The sequence below is a fragment of the Devosia nitrariae genome (genome assembly GCF_030160115.1).
Taxonomy (GTDB): Bacteria; Pseudomonadota; Alphaproteobacteria; order Rhizobiales; family Devosiaceae; genus Devosia; species Devosia nitrariae.
In genome coordinates this window covers 167,410-191,807 of record NZ_BSNS01000004.1, presented here as the reverse complement: position 1 = coordinate 191,807, position 24,398 = coordinate 167,410, and the positions used below count along the sequence as shown (strand labels likewise).

General features: G+C 59.7%; 28 protein-coding genes and 1 tRNA gene. 17 read left to right on the top strand and 12 right to left on the bottom strand.

Annotation, left to right across the window (positions count from 1 at the left end; translation table 11 throughout):
- Positions 1–82: 82 nt before the first annotated feature.
- Complete coding sequence (locus QQK18_RS04515) at positions 83–2,188, top strand: FAD-dependent oxidoreductase (protein WP_284339097.1); 2,106 nt, start codon at positions 83–85, stop codon at positions 2,186–2,188.
- A gap of 96 nt (positions 2,189–2,284) precedes the next feature.
- Here QQK18_RS04515 and QQK18_RS04510 read toward each other — a convergent pair whose 3' ends face one another.
- Positions 2,285–3,166, bottom strand: coding sequence for a class I SAM-dependent methyltransferase (locus QQK18_RS04510; RefSeq protein WP_284339096.1), 882 nt, complete (start codon positions 3,164–3,166; stop codon positions 2,285–2,287).
- A gap of 998 nt (positions 3,167–4,164) precedes the next feature.
- Here QQK18_RS04510 and QQK18_RS04505 point away from each other — a divergent pair.
- The 9 genes from QQK18_RS04505 (at position 4,165) to QQK18_RS04465 (ending at position 12,420) form a co-directional block, all read left to right on the top strand.
- Complete coding sequence (locus QQK18_RS04505; protein ID WP_284339095.1) at positions 4,165–5,007, top strand: glycosyltransferase family 2 protein; 843 nt, start codon at positions 4,165–4,167, stop codon at positions 5,005–5,007.
- Between the two features lie 5 nt (positions 5,008–5,012).
- Positions 5,013–6,095, top strand: coding sequence for a glycosyltransferase family 4 protein (locus tag QQK18_RS04500; RefSeq protein WP_284339094.1), 1,083 nt, complete (start codon positions 5,013–5,015; stop codon positions 6,093–6,095).
- Positions 6,092–6,931: a glycosyltransferase family 2 protein gene (locus QQK18_RS04495; protein ID WP_284339093.1), complete on the top strand. Its 840-nt coding sequence runs from the start codon at positions 6,092–6,094 to the stop codon at positions 6,929–6,931. The genes QQK18_RS04500 and QQK18_RS04495 overlap by 4 nt, the downstream gene beginning before the upstream one ends.
- Positions 6,932–7,283: 352 nt before the next feature.
- Complete coding sequence (locus QQK18_RS04490) at positions 7,284–7,523, top strand: hypothetical protein (protein ID WP_284339092.1); 240 nt, start codon at positions 7,284–7,286, stop codon at positions 7,521–7,523.
- 83 nt (positions 7,524–7,606) lie between these two features.
- Positions 7,607–8,179, top strand: a complete 573-nt coding sequence (gene rfbC, locus QQK18_RS04485) for a dTDP-4-dehydrorhamnose 3,5-epimerase (protein ID WP_284339091.1) — start codon at positions 7,607–7,609, stop codon at positions 8,177–8,179.
- A complete protein-coding gene (gene rfbB, locus QQK18_RS04480; protein ID WP_284339090.1) occupies positions 8,180–9,259 on the top strand; it encodes a dTDP-glucose 4,6-dehydratase in 1,080 nt (359 codons plus the stop codon).
- Positions 9,247–10,125 (top strand): dTDP-4-dehydrorhamnose reductase, encoded by an 879-nt coding sequence (gene rfbD, locus QQK18_RS04475; protein ID WP_284339089.1) that lies wholly within the window; start codon positions 9,247–9,249, stop codon positions 10,123–10,125. The genes rfbB and rfbD overlap by 13 nt, the downstream gene beginning before the upstream one ends.
- A 30-nt stretch (positions 10,126–10,155) precedes the next feature.
- On the top strand, positions 10,156–11,025 hold the full coding sequence (gene rfbA / locus QQK18_RS04470) for a glucose-1-phosphate thymidylyltransferase RfbA (protein ID WP_284339088.1): 870 nt from the start codon (positions 10,156–10,158) through the stop codon (positions 11,023–11,025).
- Between the two features lie 27 nt (positions 11,026–11,052).
- Entirely contained in the window at positions 11,053–12,420 is a 1,368-nt protein-coding gene (locus QQK18_RS04465) for a phosphohexomutase domain-containing protein (RefSeq protein ID WP_284339087.1), read from the top strand.
- 122 nt (positions 12,421–12,542) lie between these two features.
- Here the strand turns inward: QQK18_RS04465 and QQK18_RS04460 are convergent, their stop codons facing one another.
- The 6 genes from QQK18_RS04460 to QQK18_RS04435 form a co-directional block, all read right to left on the bottom strand.
- Complete coding sequence (locus tag QQK18_RS04460; protein WP_284339086.1) at positions 12,543–13,325, bottom strand: sugar transferase; 783 nt, start codon at positions 13,323–13,325, stop codon at positions 12,543–12,545.
- Between the two features lie 284 nt (positions 13,326–13,609).
- The gene (locus QQK18_RS04455; protein ID WP_284339085.1) at positions 13,610–13,831 is read right to left on the bottom strand and encodes a hypothetical protein; all 222 of its coding nucleotides are present in this window, start codon (positions 13,829–13,831) and stop codon (positions 13,610–13,612) included.
- Positions 13,832–14,734: 903 nt separating this feature from the next.
- Positions 14,735–14,810, bottom strand: a tRNA-Ile gene (locus QQK18_RS04450).
- 141 nt (positions 14,811–14,951) lie between these two features.
- Positions 14,952–15,410 (bottom strand): hypothetical protein, encoded by a 459-nt coding sequence (locus QQK18_RS04445; protein ID WP_284339084.1) that lies wholly within the window; start codon positions 15,408–15,410, stop codon positions 14,952–14,954.
- Between the two features lie 21 nt (positions 15,411–15,431).
- Entirely contained in the window at positions 15,432–16,646 is a 1,215-nt protein-coding gene (locus QQK18_RS04440; protein WP_284339083.1) for a tyrosine-type recombinase/integrase, read from the bottom strand.
- Between the two features lie 403 nt (positions 16,647–17,049).
- Positions 17,050–17,508, bottom strand: a complete 459-nt coding sequence (locus QQK18_RS04435; RefSeq protein ID WP_284339082.1) for a hypothetical protein — start codon at positions 17,506–17,508, stop codon at positions 17,050–17,052.
- Between the two features lie 151 nt (positions 17,509–17,659).
- On the opposite strand from QQK18_RS04435, the gene QQK18_RS04430 reads away from it, so the two are divergent.
- The 7 genes from QQK18_RS04430 (at position 17,660) to QQK18_RS04400 (ending at position 20,778) form a co-directional block, all read left to right on the top strand.
- The gene (locus tag QQK18_RS04430) at positions 17,660–17,905 is read left to right on the top strand and encodes a hypothetical protein (RefSeq protein ID WP_284339081.1); all 246 of its coding nucleotides are present in this window, start codon (positions 17,660–17,662) and stop codon (positions 17,903–17,905) included.
- 9 nt (positions 17,906–17,914) lie between these two features.
- Positions 17,915–18,511 carry a hypothetical protein gene (locus tag QQK18_RS04425; RefSeq protein WP_284339080.1) on the top strand — a complete coding sequence of 199 codons (597 nt, stop codon included), beginning with the start codon at positions 17,915–17,917 and terminating at the stop codon, positions 18,509–18,511.
- Positions 18,512–18,536: 25 nt separating this feature from the next.
- A complete protein-coding gene (locus tag QQK18_RS04420; protein ID WP_284339079.1) occupies positions 18,537–18,899 on the top strand; it encodes a hypothetical protein in 363 nt (120 codons plus the stop codon).
- Positions 18,877–19,551 carry an SOS response-associated peptidase gene (locus QQK18_RS04415; protein WP_284339078.1) on the top strand — a complete coding sequence of 225 codons (675 nt, stop codon included), beginning with the start codon at positions 18,877–18,879 and terminating at the stop codon, positions 19,549–19,551. The genes QQK18_RS04420 and QQK18_RS04415 overlap by 23 nt, the downstream gene beginning before the upstream one ends.
- Positions 19,552–19,555: 4 nt before the next feature.
- Positions 19,556–19,927 carry a hypothetical protein gene (locus QQK18_RS04410; protein WP_284339077.1) on the top strand — a complete coding sequence of 124 codons (372 nt, stop codon included), beginning with the start codon at positions 19,556–19,558 and terminating at the stop codon, positions 19,925–19,927.
- Complete coding sequence (locus QQK18_RS04405; RefSeq protein ID WP_284339076.1) at positions 19,905–20,141, top strand: hypothetical protein; 237 nt, start codon at positions 19,905–19,907, stop codon at positions 20,139–20,141. The genes QQK18_RS04410 and QQK18_RS04405 overlap by 23 nt, the downstream gene beginning before the upstream one ends.
- 88 nt (positions 20,142–20,229) lie before the next feature.
- Positions 20,230–20,778: a thermonuclease family protein gene (locus tag QQK18_RS04400; protein WP_284339075.1), complete on the top strand. Its 549-nt coding sequence runs from the start codon at positions 20,230–20,232 to the stop codon at positions 20,776–20,778.
- 3 nt (positions 20,779–20,781) lie between these two features.
- Here the strand turns inward: QQK18_RS04400 and QQK18_RS04395 are convergent, their stop codons facing one another.
- The 5 genes from QQK18_RS04395 to QQK18_RS04375 all read right to left on the bottom strand — a co-directional run bounded on the left by QQK18_RS04395 (position 20,782) and on the right by QQK18_RS04375 (position 24,348).
- Positions 20,782–21,735: a DUF2971 domain-containing protein gene (locus QQK18_RS04395; protein WP_284339073.1), complete on the bottom strand. Its 954-nt coding sequence runs from the start codon at positions 21,733–21,735 to the stop codon at positions 20,782–20,784.
- A gap of 103 nt (positions 21,736–21,838) precedes the next feature.
- Positions 21,839–22,081 carry a hypothetical protein gene (locus QQK18_RS04390; RefSeq protein ID WP_284339072.1) on the bottom strand — a complete coding sequence of 81 codons (243 nt, stop codon included), beginning with the start codon at positions 22,079–22,081 and terminating at the stop codon, positions 21,839–21,841.
- 4 nt (positions 22,082–22,085) lie between these two features.
- Positions 22,086–22,997, bottom strand: coding sequence for a non-homologous end-joining DNA ligase (ligD, locus tag QQK18_RS04385; protein WP_284339071.1), 912 nt, complete (start codon positions 22,995–22,997; stop codon positions 22,086–22,088).
- Positions 22,998–23,003: 6 nt separating this feature from the next.
- Positions 23,004–23,672, bottom strand: coding sequence for a hypothetical protein (locus QQK18_RS04380; RefSeq protein WP_284339070.1), 669 nt, complete (start codon positions 23,670–23,672; stop codon positions 23,004–23,006).
- Entirely contained in the window at positions 23,653–24,348 is a 696-nt protein-coding gene (locus tag QQK18_RS04375) for a hypothetical protein (RefSeq protein ID WP_284339069.1), read from the bottom strand. Before QQK18_RS04375 ends, QQK18_RS04380 begins: the two co-directional genes overlap by 20 nt.
- Positions 24,349–24,398 lie beyond the last annotated feature (50 nt).

Genomic DNA, 24,398 nt, shown 5'->3' with positions numbered 1-24,398 from the left:
CGCCGTCAGGTGATGCCGATTTCGGTCTCGGGACGCGACCAAGGGCGTTACCATCACGGCCTGGCATTCGGCAGCCAACAAGATGGCAGCGAGTTGCGGAGGGACGGTCGTTACTGACATCGGCAACACAAACGACTGGAACGGCGTCGGCTTACACTCCGTCTGTCGCAAGAACGCCGATGAGTTCGAGGCTTACAAGGGGCCGGTCAAAAAGGCGACCATCGCCAATGCTGCCGCTCCGCTGCCGCATGTGCACCTTTGCGCCATAGGGCAAAACCAGAACGGTACGGTCGTTCCATCGACATCACAGCATAGCGCCTGGTTTCTCAGCCACGCTTTGACAGATGCGCAGCGACTTGTGTTGCACGCGGCGATGATGCGCTTGCACCAGAAGATGTCCGGGGGAGACATCGACGAGCACCTGCCGGGCTACCAGCCACAGAATGTCACGGAATATGACTATCTCGTCTGGGGTACCACGCTCAACGGCGCGGTCGCGGTCTACGAACTCAAGCGCCAGGGCAAGACTGTCTGCCCGATCGGTGACCGATTTGATCGCAGATGGGGGGGCATGACCACCGGCGGCCTTGGTCACATGGACAGCCATGCTCTGACCAGCAACCAGGGGCTCGTCCGTTGGATGCTGCGCCAGTGTCAGGAACTCGAGGGCAAGCCGACCATCAAGCTCGACATCCAGCCGAGGACGATGGAGAGCGTCATCCAGGCCATGTTCGACCCGACGAAAACCAACGGCCTTGATGTTCCGGTCTTCTGGTCCGATGGAATTTTGTCAGCGTCAGAGGACGCGACGGGCATCACCATTGTTACCGTGGACGGTCGCACTTTCCGCGGCAAACGCTGGCTCGACTGTAGCGACGAGAACACGCTCGTGCGCGCGCTGGGGATTACCACTTCCACCGCGCGCGAGGCGGCTGGCAGCGGCATCGACGCCAACAATGGCGTCCGGGCGCCGGTCAACGAGTTCTTTGACCATGCCGGCGCTACGATGGTCATCGACCCGTTTGTCACTCCCGGTGTACCGGCGTCGGGGCTCGTCGCAGGCGTGCATGGCTTTGCCAGCGATCTGACAGTTGGCGCGGCTTCCCCTGATGTTCAGGGGTTCAACGAACGCATCCCCGTAACCAACGATCCGTCGATCCGCATTCCGTTTCCGACGACGCCGCCAACCGGTTACAGCGCCGCGACCTGTGAACTGCTTGGGCGCCAGCTTGCGCTCGATCCGCTTATCGACATGCGCGATCTGTTCAACCTCTACGGACCGATTGCCACGACCAGGCATGGTCATATCTACGATCTCAACAACGGTCCCAACGCCTTCTCCACCGACTATCTCGGTGAGGCCTCGGCGAACTACATCGTTGGCACCTATGCGCAGAAGGCCGCGATCCGTCTGGAGATCAGGAACTACATGCTGGGGCTCTTTTATTACCTGCAGCATGATCCGGACCCGCGCGTTCCTGCCGCCCTTCGCGCCGAGGCGCGCGCCTACGGGATGGTCAGCGACCACTTCTGCGATCCCGACTGGGCAGCAGGTGAAATGCCACACTGGCCCAACCGCACCTATGTGCGCGAGCCGGCAAGGCTGGCCAGCGAGTTCATCCTCACGGGCGAGGACTGCAACACCTTTGACGGCACGGTACCACGCTCGATCAAGACGATCTCGACCATCACATACCCCCTCGATAGCCACTACGTGAAGCGGTACGCGTACGACAACAACGGTACCTGGGAGACGCGCGTCGAGGGTGGGTTCTTTCTCAAGTCTGGAGGCGTGGACAAGACCACGCCGCTTCCCTACGAGGTTTGCGTTCCCACGCGTTCCGAAAGCACCCGCGGCCTCGTTGGCGGTATCGGTCTGTCAGTCAACCATGTTGCAATGGGCGGGGCCCGCATGGAGCTGACGGCTGGGCAGACCTCACAGTCTTGCGCCTGCGCGCTCATGATCGCGGAAGAGCAGGGTATCGACGTTCAGGACGTCGACTACGCCACTCTGCGCGCCCGCATCCTGGCAACGCCGACGCTGACGAACGAGACAGCGCCCTACCTGCCGCAGCTGGGACCAATCATCTACGCTAACCACACAACCAAAAAAGGCCGGTATGGCGAGGGGCAGGACGATAGCGCCGATGGTTTCGAGAATGACGCCGCGCATCTCAACGCCCGGTAAAGTGCGCGTCTCCGCCGCAAGCCTTCCGCGGCACTTGTACCGTTGGTCGCATGGCAAGTAAGACTGCTCCGCTCCCTGTGGTCCGAACCGGTTGGCTCATCGCTTCCTAAGATACAGGCCGGCCCCTGCCCCGTACGGACCTCGAAACGAGGGGGACGCCGCAAGCACTTTTTCCCGATACAGTTGGTACATCATGTCATTGAACATCAGGATGCTGTAGGCGTCGTTATGCATCAGAAACGCTCGTAGCAGATAAAGTTCGTTCCACGAACGGTTCTCCCGAACCCACTCCACGGGGTACTCCCATCCCCAGAACACGTCATGGAAGTGGATGATCACTCCGGACTTAAGTCTAGGTAGAATCTGGAAAAGCTCGTGGTTCACGTCCGATCCGGTTTTCGACACGTGCGTCGTATCCAGGAACAAGAGATCTCCGCTCTCTAGTTCATCAAACACCGATAGATCGATGTCTTGAACGCCTTTCGCGTGTATTGTCACGTGTGGGTGGTCTTTTGTCCGGAGAAGACCGTGAAGCCGAGCCTCCGGATAGGGCTCGATGAAGGTGAAGGATGTCGCCACGTTGAGATCATCGACTGTGTCAAGGGCGCATGCCGACGAGAAACCACTTCCCACCTCTATGATCCTTCGTGGGCGAAGTTCTCTAATCACGGCCGAGAGGATTGCCGCATCCCCCCTGCCGTACATGTTGTCCTCGTAGTATCGCGATGTCGAAACCGGAGCGGTGGGAAGGTCGATCTCCGCCAGATGCGGCGCCAGCCTGTCGAAAAACGACATTATTCCGGCTTCATCAATCGCGGGGGCGTCCTGCCTCGGCCGGACTGTCTCGATATATCTAAGCGCCTCGGGGATGCTGACGATCGGGGAATAGTAATGTCCCGGAAAGTCTCGCAGAAAGCTCTCCGGCAGAGCTATTCGCGAAAGTTTCGTGACGGCGCGGCGGCGATACCTGTCGAGCATCCTTGCTCCTCCCTTGGCAGTGTGCTGGCGCTGGGCCGCTAGAAGTTAAATCTATCTAAGGTCTTTCAGCCTTCTCACGCGTAAGCGTCACCTTAAGGATCGCTATCCTCAGACCAATGTCTTTATACGCGAAGGCGACCCATCTTGGCGTAGAATTACCCTCGGAGCGCGACATCCGGGCCATATCGCTGCAGAATCATGGGGCTGGCCGTTGGACGCACATGTGAAGCGCTCATGATCGCGGAAGAGTAGGGTATCGACGTTCAGGACGTCGACTACGCCAATCTGCGCGCCCGCATCCTGGCCACACCAGTCCTGCACAACGAAACCGCGCCATATCTGCCGCAGCTGGGACGGATCTTCTACGCTAACCACAAGGAAGGCCCGGTACAGAAAGGGTCAAGACGATAGCGCCGATGGTTTCGAGGATGGCGCCGCGCGTCTCAACCTCGCGTGAGGTGCGATATGCTACGGTCCAGAAGCCGGAGTGCGGTCCTGGTACAAGTCCAAGCGTTGGCAGTGAGCTCGAATTTCAGGTGAAGGAAAGGGCGCAGGTTTTCCCTGCGGTGCGATCGGTCCGGCGATTACCGAGTACGTGCGAAAGGCTCCGGAACACTGCGCGGTCGTCTTTCTATCCGATCCGTTGCCAAGAGGCGGACATGTTGCTTCGGGCCGCTGACAAGACGGAATGCGTACGACGCTGTCATAATGCTGTCGCATTGCAATTATGGGTTGAGAACCTGAATACTTGGAATATACCGTGGACATGCCGGTTCGCGGCAGATATCTATCGGATTTGTTCTTGAAGAGCGGCGTCACGGTCGATCCCTACGCCGCCCTCCGGAAGAGACCATGGAAGAATTGCAATATTTCGGTCGCATCGGGCCGAGAGGGAGGCGGCTGGTGCACTTTGTCAATCGGTTGCGTGCGCTCAAACAACGGCTCGTTGATGCTCGGCGCTGACAGTGGTGTTGCCAACCGCAGCAAGGACGAAGGATATGCGGATCTCCCTGGTCACATCCACCTTGAACCGCGCGCGACAGATCGGCGAATTGCTGGGTTGCCTTGAACGACAAACGCTGAAGGCGGCCGAGATTGTAATCGTCGACCAGAGCAACGACGGCGCCACCGAAATGGTTGTCGGGACCTATAGTGAGCGGTTGCCTGTTACTTATCTGCGAGATACGCGCAGGGGACTGTCGCGCGGCCGAAATCTTGGGCTCCAACATATTTCGGGCAATATTGTCGCCTTTCCTGACGACGATTGCATCTATCCGGAAGATACGCTGGAGCGGGTTGATTCGGCGTTCAGCAAAGATCCCGCCCTTGGTTTCTATACGGGCATGAGCATTACGCCCGCAGGTGTTCCCTCACAGGGACGATGGAATGCTAGGCCCCATGTCATCGACCGCTTCAACATTTGGACCAGTCAAACATCGTATACTACGTTCTACCGGGCAACCGCGCTTGAAAATGCCGGTCCCTTCAATGAGGACCTTGGCGTGGGGTCCGGGACGAGGTGGGGCGCCGGTGAAGAGACCGAGCTCATGTTGCGGGCGTTACGCAGCGGCGCGAAAGGCAGTTACGACCCCGCGCTCAAGATCATGCATCCTGAGCCATTGGAGGCGTTTGACCAGGCAACGCTTGATCGGGGGCGGCGCTACAATCGTGGTTTTGGACGTGTGATGCGGATGGAAAAATATCCTTTGTGGTTCGTCGTCTATATGTCCGGTCGACCGCTGGTTGGGGCCGCAGCTGCACTGCTCAAGGGGCGCCGCGACCAGGCGCGATACCGCTTTATTGCTTTTGAGCAACGCTTGCGGGGTTGGGGCGATGCATGATGTCAATGCATGATGTCTTCGTCCCAATGGCTGCGGGACGGGCGAGTGTTGCCTCGTCCCTGACGGTTTATGCTGATCGGCGCTGGCCGCCAGAGACCGGCATAGGGCGGGTTCAGACAGAGCTCGAATTGCGCCTGCCGATTGATATGCAAGTCGTTGATCTCGCCGTCGCCGGCAAAATCGGCTCACCGCTCTCGGTGCTTTCCGTCAGTAAAGCGTTGTGGCGCGTGCAGCCGGAACGGGGCAGGGTATTCTTCAGCGCCGGTTTCGTGCCACCTCTGAACTTGAGTCTACCAAGTGTTGTAATGGTCCACGACCTTACGCATCGTCACTTCTATGGCGCTGCCAAGCGTGCCTACTACGACTTGATCTTTAGACCGCTCTATCACCGGTGCGGGGCGATCGTGTGCGTCTCGGAGTTCGTCCGGCAGGAATTCCTCGATTGGTCGGGCATGGAAGACGACAGGGTGCACGTCGTCTATAACGGTGTCAGCGCCGGTTTCGCGCGCCATGGGGCAAGGCATGCGCCGGGATATGACTACGTCTTTTATTGCGGCAATCACCGGGGCTACAAGAACGTTGCGAGCCTCATACGCGCCCATGCTGCCTCCGAACTGCCGCGGCGCGGAATTCGACTGGTCATCACGGGCCGGCCCGACCCGGGTTTGGCGGCAGTGGCCGAAGAGGTCGGCATCGCGGACCTTGTGGTGTTCGCAGGGCGCGTGTCGGACGCCGACCTGCCGGCCTACTACCGTGGCGCGCGAGCGATTGCCTACGTGTCGCTGTTCGAGGGCTTCGGCCTGCCGATCATAGAAGGCTTCGCCTCGGGTGTGCCGGTTCTCACCTCCAATGTGTCGTCTATGCCAGAGATTGCAGGCGGAGCGGCTGTAATCGTCGACCCGACACAAATTGCGTCGATCGCCGAGGGGCTTAACCGAATTGTCAGCGATACGGATCTGCGCCGGCGCCTGGTGGCGGACGGCCTAAGTCGGCTCGAACATTTCGATTGGGACCGGTCCGCCGACCGGCTGTGGAGCATCGTACGCGACGTTGCGCGGACATACGCCAGGGAAAACTACGGATCATGACGGCAAGGGCCAGATTGCGTGTGGTCTTCGTCAACTTCCGCACCCCGGCGTTGACGGTCAGAAGCGTCAATTCCCTCCTGGCGCACGGCATAGCGCAGCTGGACGGGATTACCGTCGTCGACAACTGCTCGGGAGACGAGTCGCTGGCTTTGATGCAGGCTGCACTGCCGCAGGTGACGATCAAACCGGCGCCCCGCAACGACGGCTACGGTGCTGGCATCAATTTCGGCGTATCCGGCGTTGACAGCGAATACCTGCTGATCCTCAACCCCGACACCTACTTTGAACGCGATAGCGTGACCGAAGTGCTCGACTACATGGACGAGCACCCGGACGTCGGAATGGGTGGCCTCGGCCTCGTCAATCCCGACGGCAGTCGGCAATATAGCGCTCGTCGCTTCTATTCGACGCTCGACATCGTCGGCCGCCGGGTGCCCCAGACCGAACAGCTGCTGCGGCGTCGCATCGACCGCCACCTGATGATCGAGGAAACCAACGCGGGCCAGCCCTTTGAAGCCGAATGGGTCATGGGAACGGGCTTTATCATTCGCCGGGATCTGTTTCTTCAGTTGGGGGGCATGGACGAAGCCTACTTCCTCTATATGGAGGACGTCGACCTCTGTGCACGTATCTGGGTGAGCGGCCACAAGGTTGTCTGCTTTCCCGCCTCACAGCTCGTCCACGACCATCAGCGCACCAGTGCCACGGGTCTTACCAGCCGCGCCGGACGGGCGCACCTGAAGAGCCTCATGCACTTCGCGCGTAAGTTCTGCCTGCCATTGCTGTCGCCGCCGGGGGTCGACCGTATCGTTCGCAGCGCCGCGAAGAGGGCCTGACCGGCAGGAGTGACTACTCCGGCCACAGATAATCCAACGCCATCATTGTATCGTGAGTGGAGAGGCAAGATGCGCCCGTATCGCTGCTCCGACGTTCTCATGCGCCCTCCGCAGCCCTGACCTGCGCCCATGAAAACGCGTTGGACGACCGTTATCTCCACGCGTGACAGAACGGTCCTAACTCCATGCATTGATTGATAATTCGCCCGAAGCATATGGTGCGTCGGAGGTCCTTGGCACCCGCGCCAAGTACAAGTCCGTAGTTTTTGGGGTTGGCGAGTATTAAATATTTGGTAACCTTATGTTGAATTAGGCCTCGGTTTTTCATTTGATCGGCTCAGGCGGGGGGCCAATGAGGGACTTCGATTGCATTGAGGAGCTAGCGTTCGGCACAGGGCGCTCGGCACGGATTCCGCCACACCCACCGGTCCGCCGCCAGCTACTGCCGAGGCGTATGCCTGCTGCAGACAGTCGCCGGAAAACCGGCGCCCGTATCGATTTCAACGTCAACGATACCCAGATCTCCACCTTCTGGCTTGATCTGAAAATTCTCTTCACGACCCTGCGGCACGAGTTCGTCGCTGCCGACTAAGTTGCGTTTGTGACGTCGTCGAAGCTGCGGTGTGAGAAGGCAGCTCGAGGACAGAGACGTTTTAGTTCACCGGAGTCTGCGTGATGAAGTTGTACCGTCTAGAGATTGCGGACGTCGCCGAGATAACGCCGTCGCGCCATGGCGATGACCGAGGATACTTCTCGGAAACCTTTCGAAATGACTGGTTCGTTGCCAATGTTGCGAACGTGACATTCGTGCAGGAGAACCAGTCGCTCAGCAGGAGCCCTGGTGTCGTTCGAGGGTTACACTTTCAGAGCGAGCCATCAGCGCAGGGCAAGCTGGTTCGCTGCGTGGCAGGCGCCATTTTCGACGTGGCGGTCGACATCCGCACAGGGTCGCCGACTTTTGGCAAATGGGTCTCGGCTATGCTTACAGCGGATGAAGGGAACCAGCTCTGGGTTCCGGTGGGGTTCCTGCATGGGTTCTGCACGCTGACGCCCGATACGCTCGTCGCCTACAAGGTGACCAACTACTATGACCGCGAACGCGACAAGGGCGTGCTCTGGGACGATCCCGATATTGGCGTGACTTGGCCCGCGGAAGCTGACCCCCGACACCTTTCGGCCAGGGATGGCCAGCAGCCACGCCTGCGAGACCTGCCCCACTATTTTCGCCACTCTACCGTGGAGGCCTGAATGCGCGTCCTCGTCACTGGCGGCGCCGGGTTCATTGGTTCCGAACTGGTTCGCCAACTTGTCGTGGCCAAGGGCTATGACGTGCTTACTGTCGACAAGCTGACCTATGCCGGAAGCCTGGCGTCACTGCGTCAGGTCGAGGGGCGGAGCAACTACCGCTTCCTGAGGGCCGACATATGTGACCGGCGGGCCATGACCGCTGCGTTTGAAAGCTTTCGGCCGGATCGGGTCATGCATCTGGCCGCGGAAAGCCATGTCGACCGGTCCATTGCTGATGCCGATGCCTTCATTCACACCAACGTCATTGGCACCTATACACTGCTCGAAACCACTCGCGGCTATCTGGATGGCCTCAGTCTAGCGGCACGAGACGGGTTTCGCTTCCTGCATGTTTCTACTGACGAGGTCTACGGCTCGCTCGGCAGTACAGGTTTTTTCTCCGAGACGAGTCCTTATGATCCAAGCTCCCCCTATGCCGCATCCAAGGCGGCGGCGGATCATCTCGCCAAAGCTTGGGCGAGGACTTATGACTTGCCCATCCTGGTATCGAACTGCTCAAACAACTACGGGCCCTATCATTTCCCGGAAAAACTCATTCCGCTCACAATCCTGAATGCGCTCGAGGAGCAAACGTTGCCAGTGTACGGCACCGGCGAGAATGTTCGCGACTGGTTGTATGTCGGCGATCACGCCCGGGCCCTCGACGTCATCATCGACCGCGGTCGCATCGGCGAAACCTACAATGTCGGCGGCCGCGACGAACGCCGCAACATCGACGTGGTCCGGCGCATCTGCGCGTTGCTGGATGAACGTCGACCCGAGAGGGCGCCGCGCGAAAGGCTGATCAGTTTCGTGGCCGACCGACCGGGGCATGACGCGCGCTATGCGATCGATTCAACCAAGCTGGAACTGGAACTTGGCTGGCGGGCGAAGGAGACGTTTGAGACCGGAATCGAGAAAACCGTCGACTGGTACCTCGATAACAACTGGTGGTGGCAGCCACTGCGCCGGCACTACGGTGGTGAACGGCTCGGCGTGATCGCGCCGAACTCGCAAGAGGCCGTTGAATGCGTGTCCTAGTGACTGGCAAGACCGGGCAGATCGTGACGGCGCTGCTCGAGCGAGCGGGCGACACGAACATTCTGCCGGTAGGTCGACCTGAACTTGATCTCGCCCGTGCCGAAGGCGCCGGTGGCCTTCTCGCGGCGATGGAACCCGACGTGATCGTTTCGGCGGCCGCCTACACGTCGGTCGACAAAGCTGAAACGGAACCGGAGCTGGCGCAGACGGTCAACGGAGAAGCGCCGGGGCACTTAGCCACTGTCGCTGCTGAGCTCGGTATACCTATCATCCACATCTCGACCGACTATGTGTTCGACGGCCAGAAATCGGTGCCCTATGTCGAGACCGACGCGACTCGGCCGTTGGGCGCGTACGGCAGAAGTAAGCTTGCGGGCGAGCGAGCCGTGATCGCCGGAACCGCGAACCACGTCATTCTGCGCACCGCATGGGTCTATTCGCCCTTCGGCGGCAACTTTCTCAAAACAATGCTCCGCCTGGCGTCGGACCGTCCCGAAGTGCGAGTGGTCAGAGACCAACTGGGCAGTCCAACGTCGGCATTGGACATTGCCGACGCCGTCCTCGCCGTGGGGCGGAACCTGGTGAACATGCCAGACGAAGCTGCGCTCCGTGGCACCTTTCATATGACCGCAGGAGGCGAAGCCAGTTGGGCGGATTTCGCCTGCGCAATCATGACTGTTTCCGGCGACATGGGGGGACCGAACGCGAGCATTACCGCCATTGATACAGTCGACTATCCGACCCCGGCTCGTCGCCCGGCGAATTCGAGACTTTCATCAGCAAAACTGGCCGAAGTGCATGGCGTGGAACTGCCCGTTTGGCAGGACTCGCTCTGTGAGGTGGTGAGCCGGTTGGTCCGTCCATAGTCTGCAGCGTGTTGGAGTGGTTTGGTTCAAATGAGGGGTATCATTCTCGCCGGCGGCAGCGGAACCCGCCTTCACCCTATCACCACAGCCACTTCGAAGCAGCTTACGCCTATCTACGACAAGCCGATGATCTACTATCCGCTGACCACATTGATGCTGGCGGGGGTCACCGAGATATTGGTTATCACGACTCCGAACGATGCAGAAAATTTCAAGCGGTTGCTGGGCGACGGCTCGCAATGGGGGCTTGCCATTGACTACGCAGTGCAGCCGTCGCCAAACGGGCTGGCGGAAGCGTTCGTCATCGGGGCAGACTTCGTCGCCGGTGGTCCGTCTGCACTGGTCCTTGGAGACAACATCTTCTATGGCCATGGACTGCAGCAATTGCTGCGCACCGGCACCCAACGCACCAACGGCGCCAGCATCTTTGCCTATCATGTCTCTGATCCCAAACGGTACGGCGTCGTCGAGTTCGACAGCCAGATGCGCGCCGTCAGCATCGAGGAAAAACCGGCGGCCCCGCGTTCGAACTGGGCGGTGACTGGTCTCTACTTCTATGACGAGCAGGTGGTCGATATCGCTGCCGGTCTCAAGCCGTCGGCCCGCGGCGAGCTTGAGATCACCGATGTGAACCGGGTTTATCTCGAGCGCGGGCAGCTTTCCGTTGAACTGATGGGGCGCGGCTACGCCTGGCTCGATACCGGCACGCCAGACAGTCTGCTTGATGCGGCTCAGTTTGTGGCGACCTTGGAGAAACGACAGGGGTTCAAGATCGCCTGCCCAGAGGAGATTGCGTTCCGGATGGGTTATATCGGGGAGCGACAGCTCGAGGAACTGGCAAGCAAGGTCGGCAAGAGCGCGTATGGCCAGTACCTGTTCACAATCTTAGCCAGTCGATAAAGCGGGATGCCCTATGCGGGGACATGGATGGCGGCGGAGAGCCTCAAATTCGGCACAAGCGGCCTGCGCGGTCTGGTCTCGGACCTAGAGGGAGAGGCCGCCCGACGTTATATGGCCGCCTTCCTCAGGCATCTGGAAAGCAAGGGCGAGGTCGGCTCAGGGCGCGTCTTCATAGGGCGTGATCTGCGGCCGAGCAGTCCTGCAATCACCGCAGACTGCGCCGCTTCTGTCGCGGCAGCGGGGCTGGAGCCCGTCGATTGCGGCGTGTTGCCAACCCCTGCATTGGCATTATACGCGACGGCGGGCGGGGGACCTGCGGTCATGGTCACCGGCAGCCACATTCCGATCGACCGGAACGGGCTGAAGTTCTATCTGCCGACTGGAGAGATCGGCAAGGCTGACGAGGTCGGCATCGTCGCTGCGCTCTCGGGCGCCAAGGCGGTCGAGACCGGCGCGGTGGCAGTTGATGAAGCAGATGCGGCGGCGGCCCACTATCTACGCTGCGCTGTTGCCGGCTTGCGCGGCGTGCTCGCACGTATCCTGGACGCGTTCGGGGCAGAAGTGGTGCCGCTCGGGCACGTCGACCATTTCATTGCGGTCGACACGGAGGCCCTCAACGACGCGATCTTTGCCCCGCTATCCGGCTGGCTGCGGGAGTTTGGGCTGGACGCTATCGTCTCGGCGGATGGCGATGGTGATCGCCCGCTGGTAATGGACGGGGAGGGCGAGTTCGTGCGTGGGGACGTCTTGGGTCTCCTAGCAGCACAGTTTCTCGGAGCGGACGCAGTCGTTACGCCCGTGACCTCCAACTCGGCCATCGAGCGTACCGGCTTTTTCAGCAAAGTGTGGCGTACGCGAGTCGGTTCGCCATATGTCATAGCGGGAATGGAGGAGGCGCTCGCCTCGGGTGCCCACAGGGTGGTCGGGTTCGAGGCAAACGGCGGGACGCTTCTCGGCGGTGACGTAAATCTCGCCGGCACCGAGCAGCTCTCTGCCCTGCGGACGCGCGATGCAGTTTTGCCAATCCTCGCCGTGTTGGCGCTCACTTCAACGAAGGGCACGTCCGTCGCCGAGCTCATCTCTACCCTGCCGCTGCAGTCGGCGCTCAGCGATCGGCTGGAGCATGTTCCGCAGCACAGGGCGGCGTTTTTCCTCAAGCGCATGCGCGAAGACCCGGGTTTTGCAGATGGACTGTTCGCCGTGCAGGGGCGAATTAAGCGCGTCTCCGAAATCGATGGCCTGCAGTTCATGCTCGACGGTGGTGATATCGTGCATTATCGCCCCTCGGGCAATGCACTGGAACTGCGTTGCTACGTGGAGGGCCATACGCGTGGGCGAGCGGAGGAGATGTTGGCATGGGGGCTAAAAATGGCCGAGGAAATGGTGCGGGAATAATCCGAGCGACAAGAGAGGCGCAGGGTGGCTTCCGAACGATTAATCGCTCAGCAATCCAACGCGTGCGGGTGGTGTTCCGTTGCCATGAGGGCTGGCTGCGTGGGAGCCGACCATCGGCTCCTTCAGTAGCCGTTCCCGGTTATGAATTCCGCCTTTAGCGTGCGGAAAATGATGACGATGTCCAGCCAAAGCGAAAAGTTCTGAACATAGGCGACATCATGGTCGATGCGCGCCTTTGACAGGATCCGGTCGATGGTGGGACCACGATATCCGTTGGCTTGCGCCCAGCCCGTCAAGCCAGGGCGCATCATGTGGCGCATCTCGTAGTATGGGACGAGTTCGCGGTAGGCAAGGCCTGCGGCCTGCTGTCCTTTGACGTGAGGCCTGGGTCCGACGATAGACATGTCACCCTTTACCACGTTGAGGAGTTGGGGAAGCTCATCAATGCTCGTTCGGCGCAGAAAATTGCCGACCTGAGTCACGCGTGAATCGGCTTGCGTTGTTTGCCTGACACCGGAAGGATCGCAGTCATTCACATACATCGTCCTGAACTTTAGAATAGAGAAGGTTTTCCCTAAAGTGCCTTCCCGCTCCTGCTTAAACAGTACTGGTCCAGAACTATTGATCTTGATAACTGCCGCAACGATCAGCATAAGTGGAGCCAAAAACGCTAATACTGCCAACGATAGCAGAATATCGAGAAATCGCTTGGCGGCCAGTTGAACAGTGCGGCTTAGGTTCTGTGGTGGCTTCTCAGGGAGTTTTCCAAAGAAGTTCGCAGCCAGCCCGCTGCAATCCAAAGAAAAAATGGATCCTTGATATGTCGATTCGCTGGAAGCTATCGTTTTGACGTGATTTATTACGTCAGATTCTCTCGGCAGAGAATAAGCGGCGCGATCACTCATCTCGTTTTCCCCAAAACCTTCGCATTTCATTTGGACGCGCCGCATTCGCCAAACTACTAACGTTGGTTAAGCTCTCTCTTCGATGTTATTAACTCACTATTAAGTATTGCACGGGGTCAGTCATCAGGCAAGTGGCATTGCTGGGCACGCCGAGCGCGTAGAGGATGGTTGCACCATTGTTGCAACCGGCTGGTCAGAGCGCAAGTGGATGGGGGAATTGTGGTTCTGGCCACCGAACCGCCGCATCAACCATGCCGCGGCAACTGCCTTTCTTTCGTCAACCCTCATGCGAGGGTTTGTGATCCCTTGGTGAGCGGCCTTTCGATAAGCGTCCTGCCGGTGATCGTCAGCAGATAGACGTCGCCCGCCTGGTCTATCCAGCCCTTTGCTTGAAGGCTTCCCGCCAGATCCGGCGACGGCATGTAACCTGGTTGATTGCCCAGACGGCTCAACGCCGCAATCTCGTTTGGGTTTGCCCCTTCCAACACGGCATCACGCGACTGCATCGGTCCTCTCCCCTTATGAAGCACTGACAATGCGGGAGACGGCTGCGAATTCCAATCCCGAAGTTAAGAAATGCTTAAGTGGTTTCGAGGGGGCCTGACCTGCGACGCCATTGTCGCTCCGAGCTCCGCCACAGCCTGAACGCCGGTGGCATGGTACCGTATCGGTGTCTGTCTCACAGCCTGTTTGACTGGATCAGGGAGGTCTCCCTCCCGTCACTGCTTTTTTAGTGGGTTTTCAAAAATTGTTGTACCCGATCGTCGCGAATCAAGTTTTTAATTGTTCCTGCGGGTTACAGTGGAGCAATAATGCCCCGATTTTACGTCTTATTTCATTGGCTCTTCTGTCCTGGATTCTAGTAATCGGCGTAGGTTGGCTAATGTGGTGTCTTATTTTTCGTTGCCACTTACTCTTTAGAAGTCGATAGCGACTCGAGTCGCGGTGGCATCGATATGCGCTAGGTAGGTCAAACTCCGTGCGCGATCTGCGCTGATCCACAGTGGCAGGGCTGCTGTGGATCGATTGCAGCAGAGCCGCCACACCACCTGCACGAGCCCGCTGCGGGCGCCACGGCTGGGCACAGCAGACCGGCGAAAAGGGAGCCGCAAGAGCCAGCGAGATCAGCGGCCGCTCGCTGGACACGGCGGATCAGGTTGCCGTCCACTGGCGCAACGAAGAACAGCGTCGCCGTCCATGGCAGAACGCGCAACCGGCGTCGAAAGGCGAGTAGCCCTGTCCGACCTGAAGGAACTGGGCGATGAAGAACAACGTGCCGAAATGGCCCCATATTGCAAAAGGCCGCCCAGGCCGCCAGTGAAGGCGGAACGGTAAAGAGCCCTGGCGGACGCATCGGTCCTGCCGCCGTGCCCTGCCGGACGATGAATCCAGAGAACCTCGATTGTATCTGGTGGGCCCACCAGGACTCGAACCTGGAACCAGACCGTTATGAGCGGTCGGCTCTAACCATTGAGCTATGGGCCCATGCGCCCGAGACGCCAGTTTTCCTAGGGTCTCAGTAGGGGAGGGGTCAAGGGGCAATCTGTCCCCGTGTCGGCGAAATCCGGCTTTGTTCCGCCCATTCTGTCCCCATCCTGTCCCCGTAACCCGATTTGTTCTAGGGGACTATCTCCTCGTGCCGTAGAGTTCGAGTAGCTGCAGGCAGCGAGGGTCTGACGGTGCCATTATGCCGAGCCTAAAACCACCGTTCTCAGGTCTACTTGGAATGTGTTTCTCCATATCGTCAGCGGTAACATCGGAGCATGGCTTCGTTGAGAACGCGAACTGCCCCCTCGAAGGCGTGTAGGACGCTAGGATTTCGCTTGAGAGCTTGACGACGGTATAGGGACCTTCGTTAGTCCAGCTGAAATCGTCCGCATCGGCATAGATCTCGACTTCCACACCGTGTCGCCGCTCGCATTCTGTCCGAGCAATGGAGTACATTGCCTGAGCCTGACCGCGCATCTCAGCGAGCATGCATTCGTCGAAGGTCTTGGGCGAGACTAGGTACTGCACACCGAATGCTCCGCCGACTAAGACCACCGCAATCGCTGCTGCTATGCCCGCCGCCACAGTCCGTTTCATGTTCACCCCCCGATAGTGACGCTACTTTCGACGCTTGGCGGTCACCGCGTCAATCGCGCTCTGCTGGTGGTCCGGGTGGTGATGCCCATAGGTTCGCTCGAGCATCTGCACGCTCATGCCGAGGTAGCCCGCTGCGTCCCACAAATCCGCGCCGTGTTGCATCATCCAGGTGGCGGCAGTGTGCCGAAGCACGTGTGGTGTCACGTCGGGACCCAGGCCGGCAGCGGCCACCGCAAGAGCGAACGCCTTGTTGGTCTCTCTGATGGGCACGCCTTGGTACTCGACGACATGAGTTTTCGAGATCGTGTCATCGCCGCGATGCTGCGCCCAACGTCGAATATGGGAGAGTAGGCGCGGTGGCAACCTGGCAGGCGGCTGCCTCTTCTTCGTCTCCGCACGGCCGTGCGGCCTCCGATAAAGCACGCCCTGGTCGAGGTCAACGTAGCCGGATCCCGGCGTCACTTTGAGAGCGGCGCCACAGATCGCTGCCGCGCGTGTCCCGGTATAGAGGCCGACGAGGATGAACCTGGCGAGATGCCTCCATCGGTAGCGGTCGCTTACGACGAGCTGGCCGCGCCGCGGTCCCTTTGGAATGGTACGCATCTCCCGCGTGCGCCAGCACGTCCAAAGCAGGCGCGCTGCCTCTGTCCTCGTCAGCCACCGCTCTTTAGCAACTGATTTCGCGGGCAAGGTTACCTCGACAACCTCTCGGCAATAGCCCTCTTTGCGGTGGTAATTGATGGCCGCCCGAAGGTCTTCGAGCTCACGGCGGACACCCGCTTCCGTCACCATTCTCGGGGGCTTGCCCGTCTTTTCCGGCTTCGCGCTCTTCCACGGCTGGCCGACGCGCCATGCGGTGTACTCGCGACATGTTTTGCCAGCGACCTCCGCGAGCGTTTTCCCCTGCCACCATTCTCCCAGTTGAACCAAACGCTCCGACGTCTTGCCGGGCCTGGCGTGACCGGGTGCGACCTCTTCAGCGTAGAGTTGCAGGACGTCGGTGACGAGGATCTGTGCCGCGGGCCGATCTTTCTCGCGGTCGGGCTTGTATTTAGTGGCTATGTAATCGGCGAGCTGCTTTTCAGCTTCCTCGCGCTCAGCCGGAGCGCAGCCAGTGACGAGTGAAATCTCGCCGTCTCGGATAAGCCAGACGGACCGCTTGCGGAGCTTGCCCGTTTTCCGATCGTATTCCGCGGGCTTGAGCCAGAGGCGTGCCCCTTTGCTGTTACGCGACAACTCTCTCTCCAAGCCCTCACCGCCGAGGCAGTGAGGATAATGCGGCGCCCGTGCCGCTCGACAGCGATCCTTCCGGAAGCGATCGCCTGGCGCAATTGATACTTCGATATCGCCCCCGCGAACTCGGGAAGGCCCAGCACGTCGTCGATCGCGAGCGGCGCCTCATCGTGCACAGCGAGCCCACGCGCCCTCGATCGCACAGCCACCTCGCTGCGCTGGATCGCAATGGACGGTACCGGCACCGGAAATGAATCGAATTCGGACATCATGCAAAAACGGTCGCCCGGATCCATAACTCCGTCAATGACCGCAGCGAAGACATCGTAAATTCTAGAAAATGCGCGGAACTTCACCCCGATTTGCCGGCACTTCACCCTCAAGATTACCTGCGGTGGGGTGAAGTTCAGGGGGAAGATTCGATCAGGCGCTCGAGTCTATCGATGCGGGCCGCGTCCTTCGCTCGTCCGAGTATACGGGTGATGGCGAGCTGTTCTTGGACGCTCGGGACGTAGACAGTGCCGACCGGGCTGTTGAGGGGCATCGGCATTGGTAGGATCGGCAACCATCCTCCGGCCGTGTTGATCTCAAAATCGGCAAAGATGTCGATCGGGACAGATCCCTCCCGGGTCGCATAGATGGCGGACCGGTACCGATCCCTGCCGCCGTCAGTGCGATCGACGAAGCCGGCGGACAGCAGCCTGCGGGCATCGCCGACTGACACAACGACATCGATGTCCTGGACGTCCGACCAGTCGCCCGTGTACAGGGCGGTCGCGGCGCCGGTGATTATGCACCACGGGTCTCTGGTGATCCTCAAAACTCCGACGAGAGCACGGAGACCCTCAATATGCGTGTCGGTCATTTATCCTCCATTGCCTCCTCATTTCCCTTAACCCTGATGACACCGCCGGCGTTAGCACTGCCCTAAAGATCATCGTGATCGCGAGCCATCTGGACTCCCAACCGATCTCAGGAGTAGAACATAACGAGAACATGCAACGAGGAGCGAAGCCATGCTCTCACACACACTGCCCCTGCGGGACCGGACCGGCCGCTCTTTTGAGCCCACCGACGAAGAGGCCGTCGAGCTCTCCAAGGTGGGGTTCCGGTTCTCCATTTTTCGCCCGGGCCGAGAAGCCTGCCACCTCAGCATCCCATACGAGACCGTCATCGACACGGCCCGGGGCACGATCACAGTCCGGCAGCCGGAGGAGGGGGAAGCGCTCACCGTGCGCGTCCTCGACAGTCAGGAGGGATAGCGGTGCGACGTGAGCTATCGCCTTATTCCGCCGCAAACCCCGGTCTCCGCCTATACGACGCCGATCGTCCAGGTCGAGTGTCACCGCTGTCGACGCAACGCGCCGTCTTTGGAGATGGACAAGCTCACGAAGCGGTTCGGGCGCAATCTGACGGTCGGTCAGCTGGCGCTGCAGGTCGCGGGCTCCGGGCGCCGGCCATGCGGCCTGGCGGACAGCGGGCAGTGCAGTGCCATGGCATACGAGCCACCGCCGTGGATGTGGGCGAAAATCCGGGATGCGCTCGAGGGCAACTGGCTGGCCCGAATGAAGTGCGAGCGGCACATGGCGGCGATGCGGCGGACATCGCCGTGTCCGGAGGTCACCGTCCTCGACGTCCTGACCCTGGCGATCGCGCTCGGTCACGATTTCCCGCTTTCACGCCTGCCTGGAAGGCTGCGGTGTCCGAAATGCTGGGGCTCGCTCGTCAACATAGATTGGGTGGTGCCACCGACCACACCAGAGCCTTACGCGCCGGCCGCCGCCGACGTGACGCCACTGCGCCTGAAGCCGACTGGGGCGAACCTCGCCCGGAAGCGCCTCAAGGTCGTGAACGGAGGCAACGAGTAAATCCAACTGAAACCGGGAGACTCCAATGAGCTACTATCGTTTGGTTTTGAAGAATGGTGACCGCGTCGTCGTGCAGGATGACCGGCCCGCCCTCATGCTCGCTCTCGCCGCCGCATTGGGCGAAGTCACCTTCAAGGGCGACGTCGACTTCGAGGGTGACGACGCGGCTCACCGTGGCACTGTCACCTTCCCCAAGGGATCAATCCTCGGCATCTTCGAGCCGGATGACCAGGACGAGATGGTCATGGACGATGAGCCGGCCACCGCTGACATCGGCGGGAAATTGTATAACCTCCTCGATGGCGAGTTCGTGGGCACCACGACCATCACGCCGACGGTCTACGACGACGATGACGAGGTAGGGGATGTGCGGTCGCTTCACTCATAAGATGAGCTGGTCCGAGCTCGTGCGGCTCTATCAGCTTTCGCTCGACCTCAACCCACCGCGCAATACCGAAGCGCGCTACAATATCTGCCCGACCGACCAAATCCTCTACTGCCGCCTCAAGGACGGCCAACGCGTGGTACGCGAGGCTTCTTGGTGGCTGGTACCGCCATGGGCGAAGGAGCGGCCGAAATACGCGATGATCAACGCGCGCGTTGAGGAAGTAGCGACCAAACCGTCATGGAAGGACTCGTTCGCCGCCCGTCGCTGCCTCATCCCGGCCGATGGCTATTACGAATGGACGATCGCCGACGACAAGGGCAAGGACCCCTGGTATTTCCACATACCAGACGGGTCACCGTTCTCCTTCGCGGGGATCTATGCCTACAACCACAAGCTCAACGTCACGACCTGCGCGATCATCACGTCTCCACCCGTGCCGCCCGTCGAGATGATCCATGATCGCATGCCGGTTGCCCTGGCTGAAGAAGCCTATGACGCGTGGCTCGATCCGAAGTCCGATGTGGAGACTGCGCTCGACATCGTGCGGGAGCGCCATATCAACGGTCAGATGACGGTTCACCGTGTCGACCGCCAGGTAAATTCCAACAAGTGGCAGGGTGGCCCGGAGACGATCGCGCCGATCGACCTGTGAAGCCATGGTCTACCGAAAGGGCGAGCTATCCAAAAACCAGATCAATCTCCGGTGGCCGCACAAAATCGCCGTGTCCGATGTCTTGGTTCGCGCGAGATTCAGCGAAATCCTCGAGCGCGAGAGACAGCTCGGCGCGGCGCCTCGCCACTGGACGGTGCTTTTCCGGGGCCAAGTCTACTTCATCGTTTTCCACTTCCCTACACCAGAGGCCGCCGACGCCTTCCGAGTGGAATTCCAAGGCTGCCACTTTGACCCCAACGACATGGGCACGGGTAAAATGAAGCACATCTGGAACCCGCGGGACACCTATGACGTCAAACGCCCGGAGCTTCCGTCAACGGAGAAACTCGCCTATGCCCCGCATCGCGCCGCCTGACCTTGCGGCCAGTGATCTCGACTATCAGTTGCGCTGCGAGTTCGAGATGGAGGTCGCATTCATCGAGGTTGCAGAGGCAGCCGAGAGCGCGGGATGGGACCCGACGATCATTGCGCGCGCGATGAAGTCGCTGGCCAAGAACTATATGCTCAGTCGGGAGGCCAACGCCGAGACCGATCGGCAGATCGAGCTAGCCCTGACCGAGCGTCGTTAGGCGAGCGAGAGGCACTTCGGTGGCAATGTGACTTCGCAGATAACGGTCCCTTCACTCTGCGCGACTACCTTTCGACGGGGGTGAGGTCATGTCCGTTCTCGAATTCCGACGCCGTCCGAAGCCGAAAACCAGAAAGCTCGACTGGGTGACGATGGTAATGGCCGTACCGACGGTCTCGGCGCTTGGCGCCCTAGGTTACGTGGTGGTCGATCAATATGAGATCCCCATCAACGCTGCGCCACTGGTCTCGCTCGTATTACCCGCACCGAGCCCCGAGCGCCGTGTCCAATTCGAGATGTGCTCCGGCTCCCATCGGCACACCTGTGTCGTCGACGGTGATACGATTTGGTTGGACGGTGAGAACTTGCGCCTCGAGGGTTACGACACACCCGAGCCGTACACGGCCATTTGCGGCGGTCAGGCGGAAGTCGCTCTGGCAAAACGGGCAAGCGCAAGACTACTCGAGCTCCTCAACTCGAATGCGATTACCGTCGAAACCGGCGGTTTGGATGGCACAGGAAAGAGGACGCTGGCGACGATCAGGATAGACGGCCGCGATGTGGGCGATATCCTCATCGACGAGGGGCTGGCGAGACGCTGGCCTGATGGTAACGAGTGGTGGTGCCAGGCTGGGTAGGAGTTATGGCTGTCGGAGCGGGACGTCAGAAACCCACACTCGCTCGCGCGCGTCGGACATCCCCCTCTCTTCCAGCAAATAAATGAACGCCTCGAGCTGGGCAAATGGGTATTGGCTTGGGCCAATAATGACGCGGTTTACAAGCTTTGGGATCTCTATGCCGTTGAGCCCATCGTCAGGCGCATCAGAGAGGGGTATCTTACACACGGCTTGAGGCACGCCGCGTATGACCTCGATTGTTTTCTTGATCCTTGGCGAGAGTTCAAACGTAGGCGAATAGATGACCCGCCACTCTCGCTCTTCATGAAATCCGGGGTGCTTGGTACAGAGAACCGCATACCTAAACATTGAAAATACATTGTGGACTACGAGCTCTCGGTCGAGAGTTGCCAAGTACGAAGAGGCAGCTTCTGCTCTCTCGACTACTTTGCCAAACTCGACCTCAAATTGGTGCGGGTATAGGTAAGCGACCGGACTTGAATAGGCCTTCAGAGCATCCGTCTCGCTCATGAATATGTCTTTGTTCAGTACAATGGCGACGTTTCCGTATGCTCGCCACATCGAGAGCCGACCGGTACGATCTTCTTTGTCCTCGTGTTCAGAAATGCATGTGAGGTATGTCTCCAAGCGAAAATGAGGCAGCCAACTATCGAATATTTCTGCGATCTGGGAGACGATGTTCGGATGGGCGTTCTCGAGGGTTCTCTTCAGCCTTTCACCGAATGGGCCTTTGTATGCGTGGAAAAGGCACTCGATGCCATGCTCGATTTCGGAGAAGTCGTTCATCGTCGAGGACTTGCGCATCCAGACTTCGGCATTCTTGATCATGCTGAATGCAGCTTCGGCGCTCGTGTAGTGAACGAAGCGTTTGTTGTTCTGGACAATCCTGGCCCGCTCTCCAAGAGCTTGTCCGAAAAATATCTGCGTAATCGGCGGCGGGTTATCAATATCGGCCATAACCTAGGCGTACGCCTGGACCGCCATTCAGGGCAATGACGGCCATCAGGTTATCCCCATCGTCGGTCAGCCAATTGTGCCATTGGGGCCTTTAGGTCCCCTTCTAATGGCGTGTGAGCCCCTTCTGATACTCCTCCTCGAGCTCCTGGAGGTCATCCGTCTCAACGTCGCGCTCGAGCCCCGTCCCGTGAGCGAGGAAAGTCTCAAGCCAGTCGATCATCTCCTCGTCGTTGAGCGTATCGCCCCAACTGGCCTCTATGGCCGCGAGCTCGATTGATGGGCCATATTTCACCATCGCCTCGTCGAGGAGTTTTCGAATACGGACTTTGACATCGTCGTCGGACATGCTCTCACTCCCTTACGCGGATGCCTTTGAACGAGGGGTGCCGGAGCGTCCCTTCCTCAGTGATCTCGGTAAAGGCAACGTCCGCGATCAACCGCGGTTCAATCCAACGACCAAGCTTTCGCTCTTCTCGCGGCACCGTCAGGACGGGCTCATCGATCTCGATTAGCTCGACGGCGCCCAAGAACCCCGGCCGCTCCCTATCGGTTATGCCGGAGCCGACCCGGCCGCGATAGACGAGCTCGCCGTCGACCTCCTCGGCCAAGTGGAACGCGCGAAGATCCTCGCCTTGCTCGTTGGTTCTCCAGCCAATGACGATGAACTCCCGCCGCTTGGTGCATTTGACCTTCAGCCAGGTGGGCGAGCGGTCACCGCTCTGATACCTCGCGTTCAAGCGCTTAGCGATCACCCCCTCATGGCCGCCGGCGCACATTCTATCGAAGACCTGCTGCCCGTGGCCGACGATGTGGGTGGAGTACTGGATGGGATCGGATGGCGCTCTCTCGCCGAGCAATGCCTCGAGGCGCGTCTTCCGCTCGATCAGGGGCAGGCTGCGCAAATCCTCGCCATTTTCCTCGAGGAGATCGAAGGCGTAGAAGACGATCGGCTCGCGCAGTTTCAGCGAGCGCTGCAGGAGGTTGAAGTTCGCGCGGCCCTCCGTGTCGATCGCGACCACTTCGCCGTCGATTGAGGCCGTGCCCTTCGTCAGCTTCTCGAAGGCCGGCACCAGGTACTGAAAGGTGCGCGTCCAGTCCAGGCCGCTGCGGGAGAAGAGCGTCACCCGGTCGCCGGACAGCACCGCCTGGCACCGGTAGCCGTCGAATTTCATTTCAAACAGCCAGTCGTCTCCGTCCGGGATGCGATCGACGAGCTTGGCGAGCTGGAAGGGACGGAAGGCTGGGAGCGTGGGCTTCGGCATTCACATTCAATCGCCCGGTTGAAGCTGCACCAGGGAATAGAATTCGGTCCGCTCGTAGAACTTAAATCGCCAGAGCGATGCTTCCGGAATCGTCACCACTCCATATTCCAGCACCTCGGGGACCGAGCCGTAGAATGTCATGTTCTGTAAAAGGGTTTCCGAAAGAGGTTTTCGCACCACGTCAGAGACCACTTGATCGTCGCGGATCACAGTTCCATGGATCGCGTGGTGGTGGCAGAGACCCCGCGTGATTTTCCGTATCGAACGCAGGATGCGCTCGTCGTTTGCCGGATAGATCATGTAGCGATCACCCGGCAAATCCGGCACCGATTTCATGAGCTTGAAGACGTCGATAGCTCGGCGTCGACCATCTGGTTGGTCAAAACTGCGCCGCACCGGTCCATCCCACACCTCCCGAACCGCATCGCTCGTTTCGCCCGCCATCAGAAGTACGTATCGGAGGTGCGTATCATCGTCGGCGCTTCCGTTGTTGCACTCCTTGCAGGCCGAAATGATGATCGGCTTCCAGGCTCCACGTTTCGAGACCGGATAGAGGCTTTTCGGGATGACATGCTCTTTAGTCAGTGGTCGCGTTGCCCCGCACAGGGCGCACGGTCCGACCTTCAGTCGTTTACCCATACCCGCTCGCCCGAGATCATAGAGATCGGTCCCCATCCCACCGCTCGAACGGGTCAATCCCGCGCTCTTTCCAGTGATCGGTGGTGATCTTCAGCAGATCGTATGGTCCGTCCACGCGGTGCTCGAATGGCGGGACATACTCGTCACCCGCTCGCATGACCTCCCACAGATAGCCGGTGAGAGCGGCGGCGGCGCTGGACTTGGCACGGGCTCTAGCCAAATCGTTGTCATCGAAAACTCCAACCAGGAGTTCGACCGTCGACACCATCGAGAGCACGTCGTCGTAGGGCACGAAGCGCAAGTTGTCGAGTTCCAGGATTACGTAGGCGGAACGGTGTTCCCGGTGCCACTCGATGTCCTTGCCGAGACCATCCGCGGTGACTCCTTCCGTGACCTGGAGACGCCCCATCCTCACACCGTTGTAATAGACCCGATAAGTCCGCCCGAGCTCAGGGCTGTCGCTCCGGATGTCCTTCACCAGAGTGTCGGAGGTTTCCTCAATGGTCCAGGGGTCGGAAACCTGGCGGTTCATGAGCGTGCCAAAATACTCGAATGCCTCGAACACGGCCTGGACGCCGGACGTAGCAAAGGACGCAAACCCTTTGTCAGTCACCGACCGCGGCCGCTCGTGCTGCGGTGGACGGCGCTCTCCCTCCTCCAGCTGCCGGGCAAGTCCGGCGTACTCCTTCAGAATGCTAGGCTTGCCGAACAACATAACCCCCCCGATATTGGCCTCGGTTTCGTTTTATTGCACATAAGAAC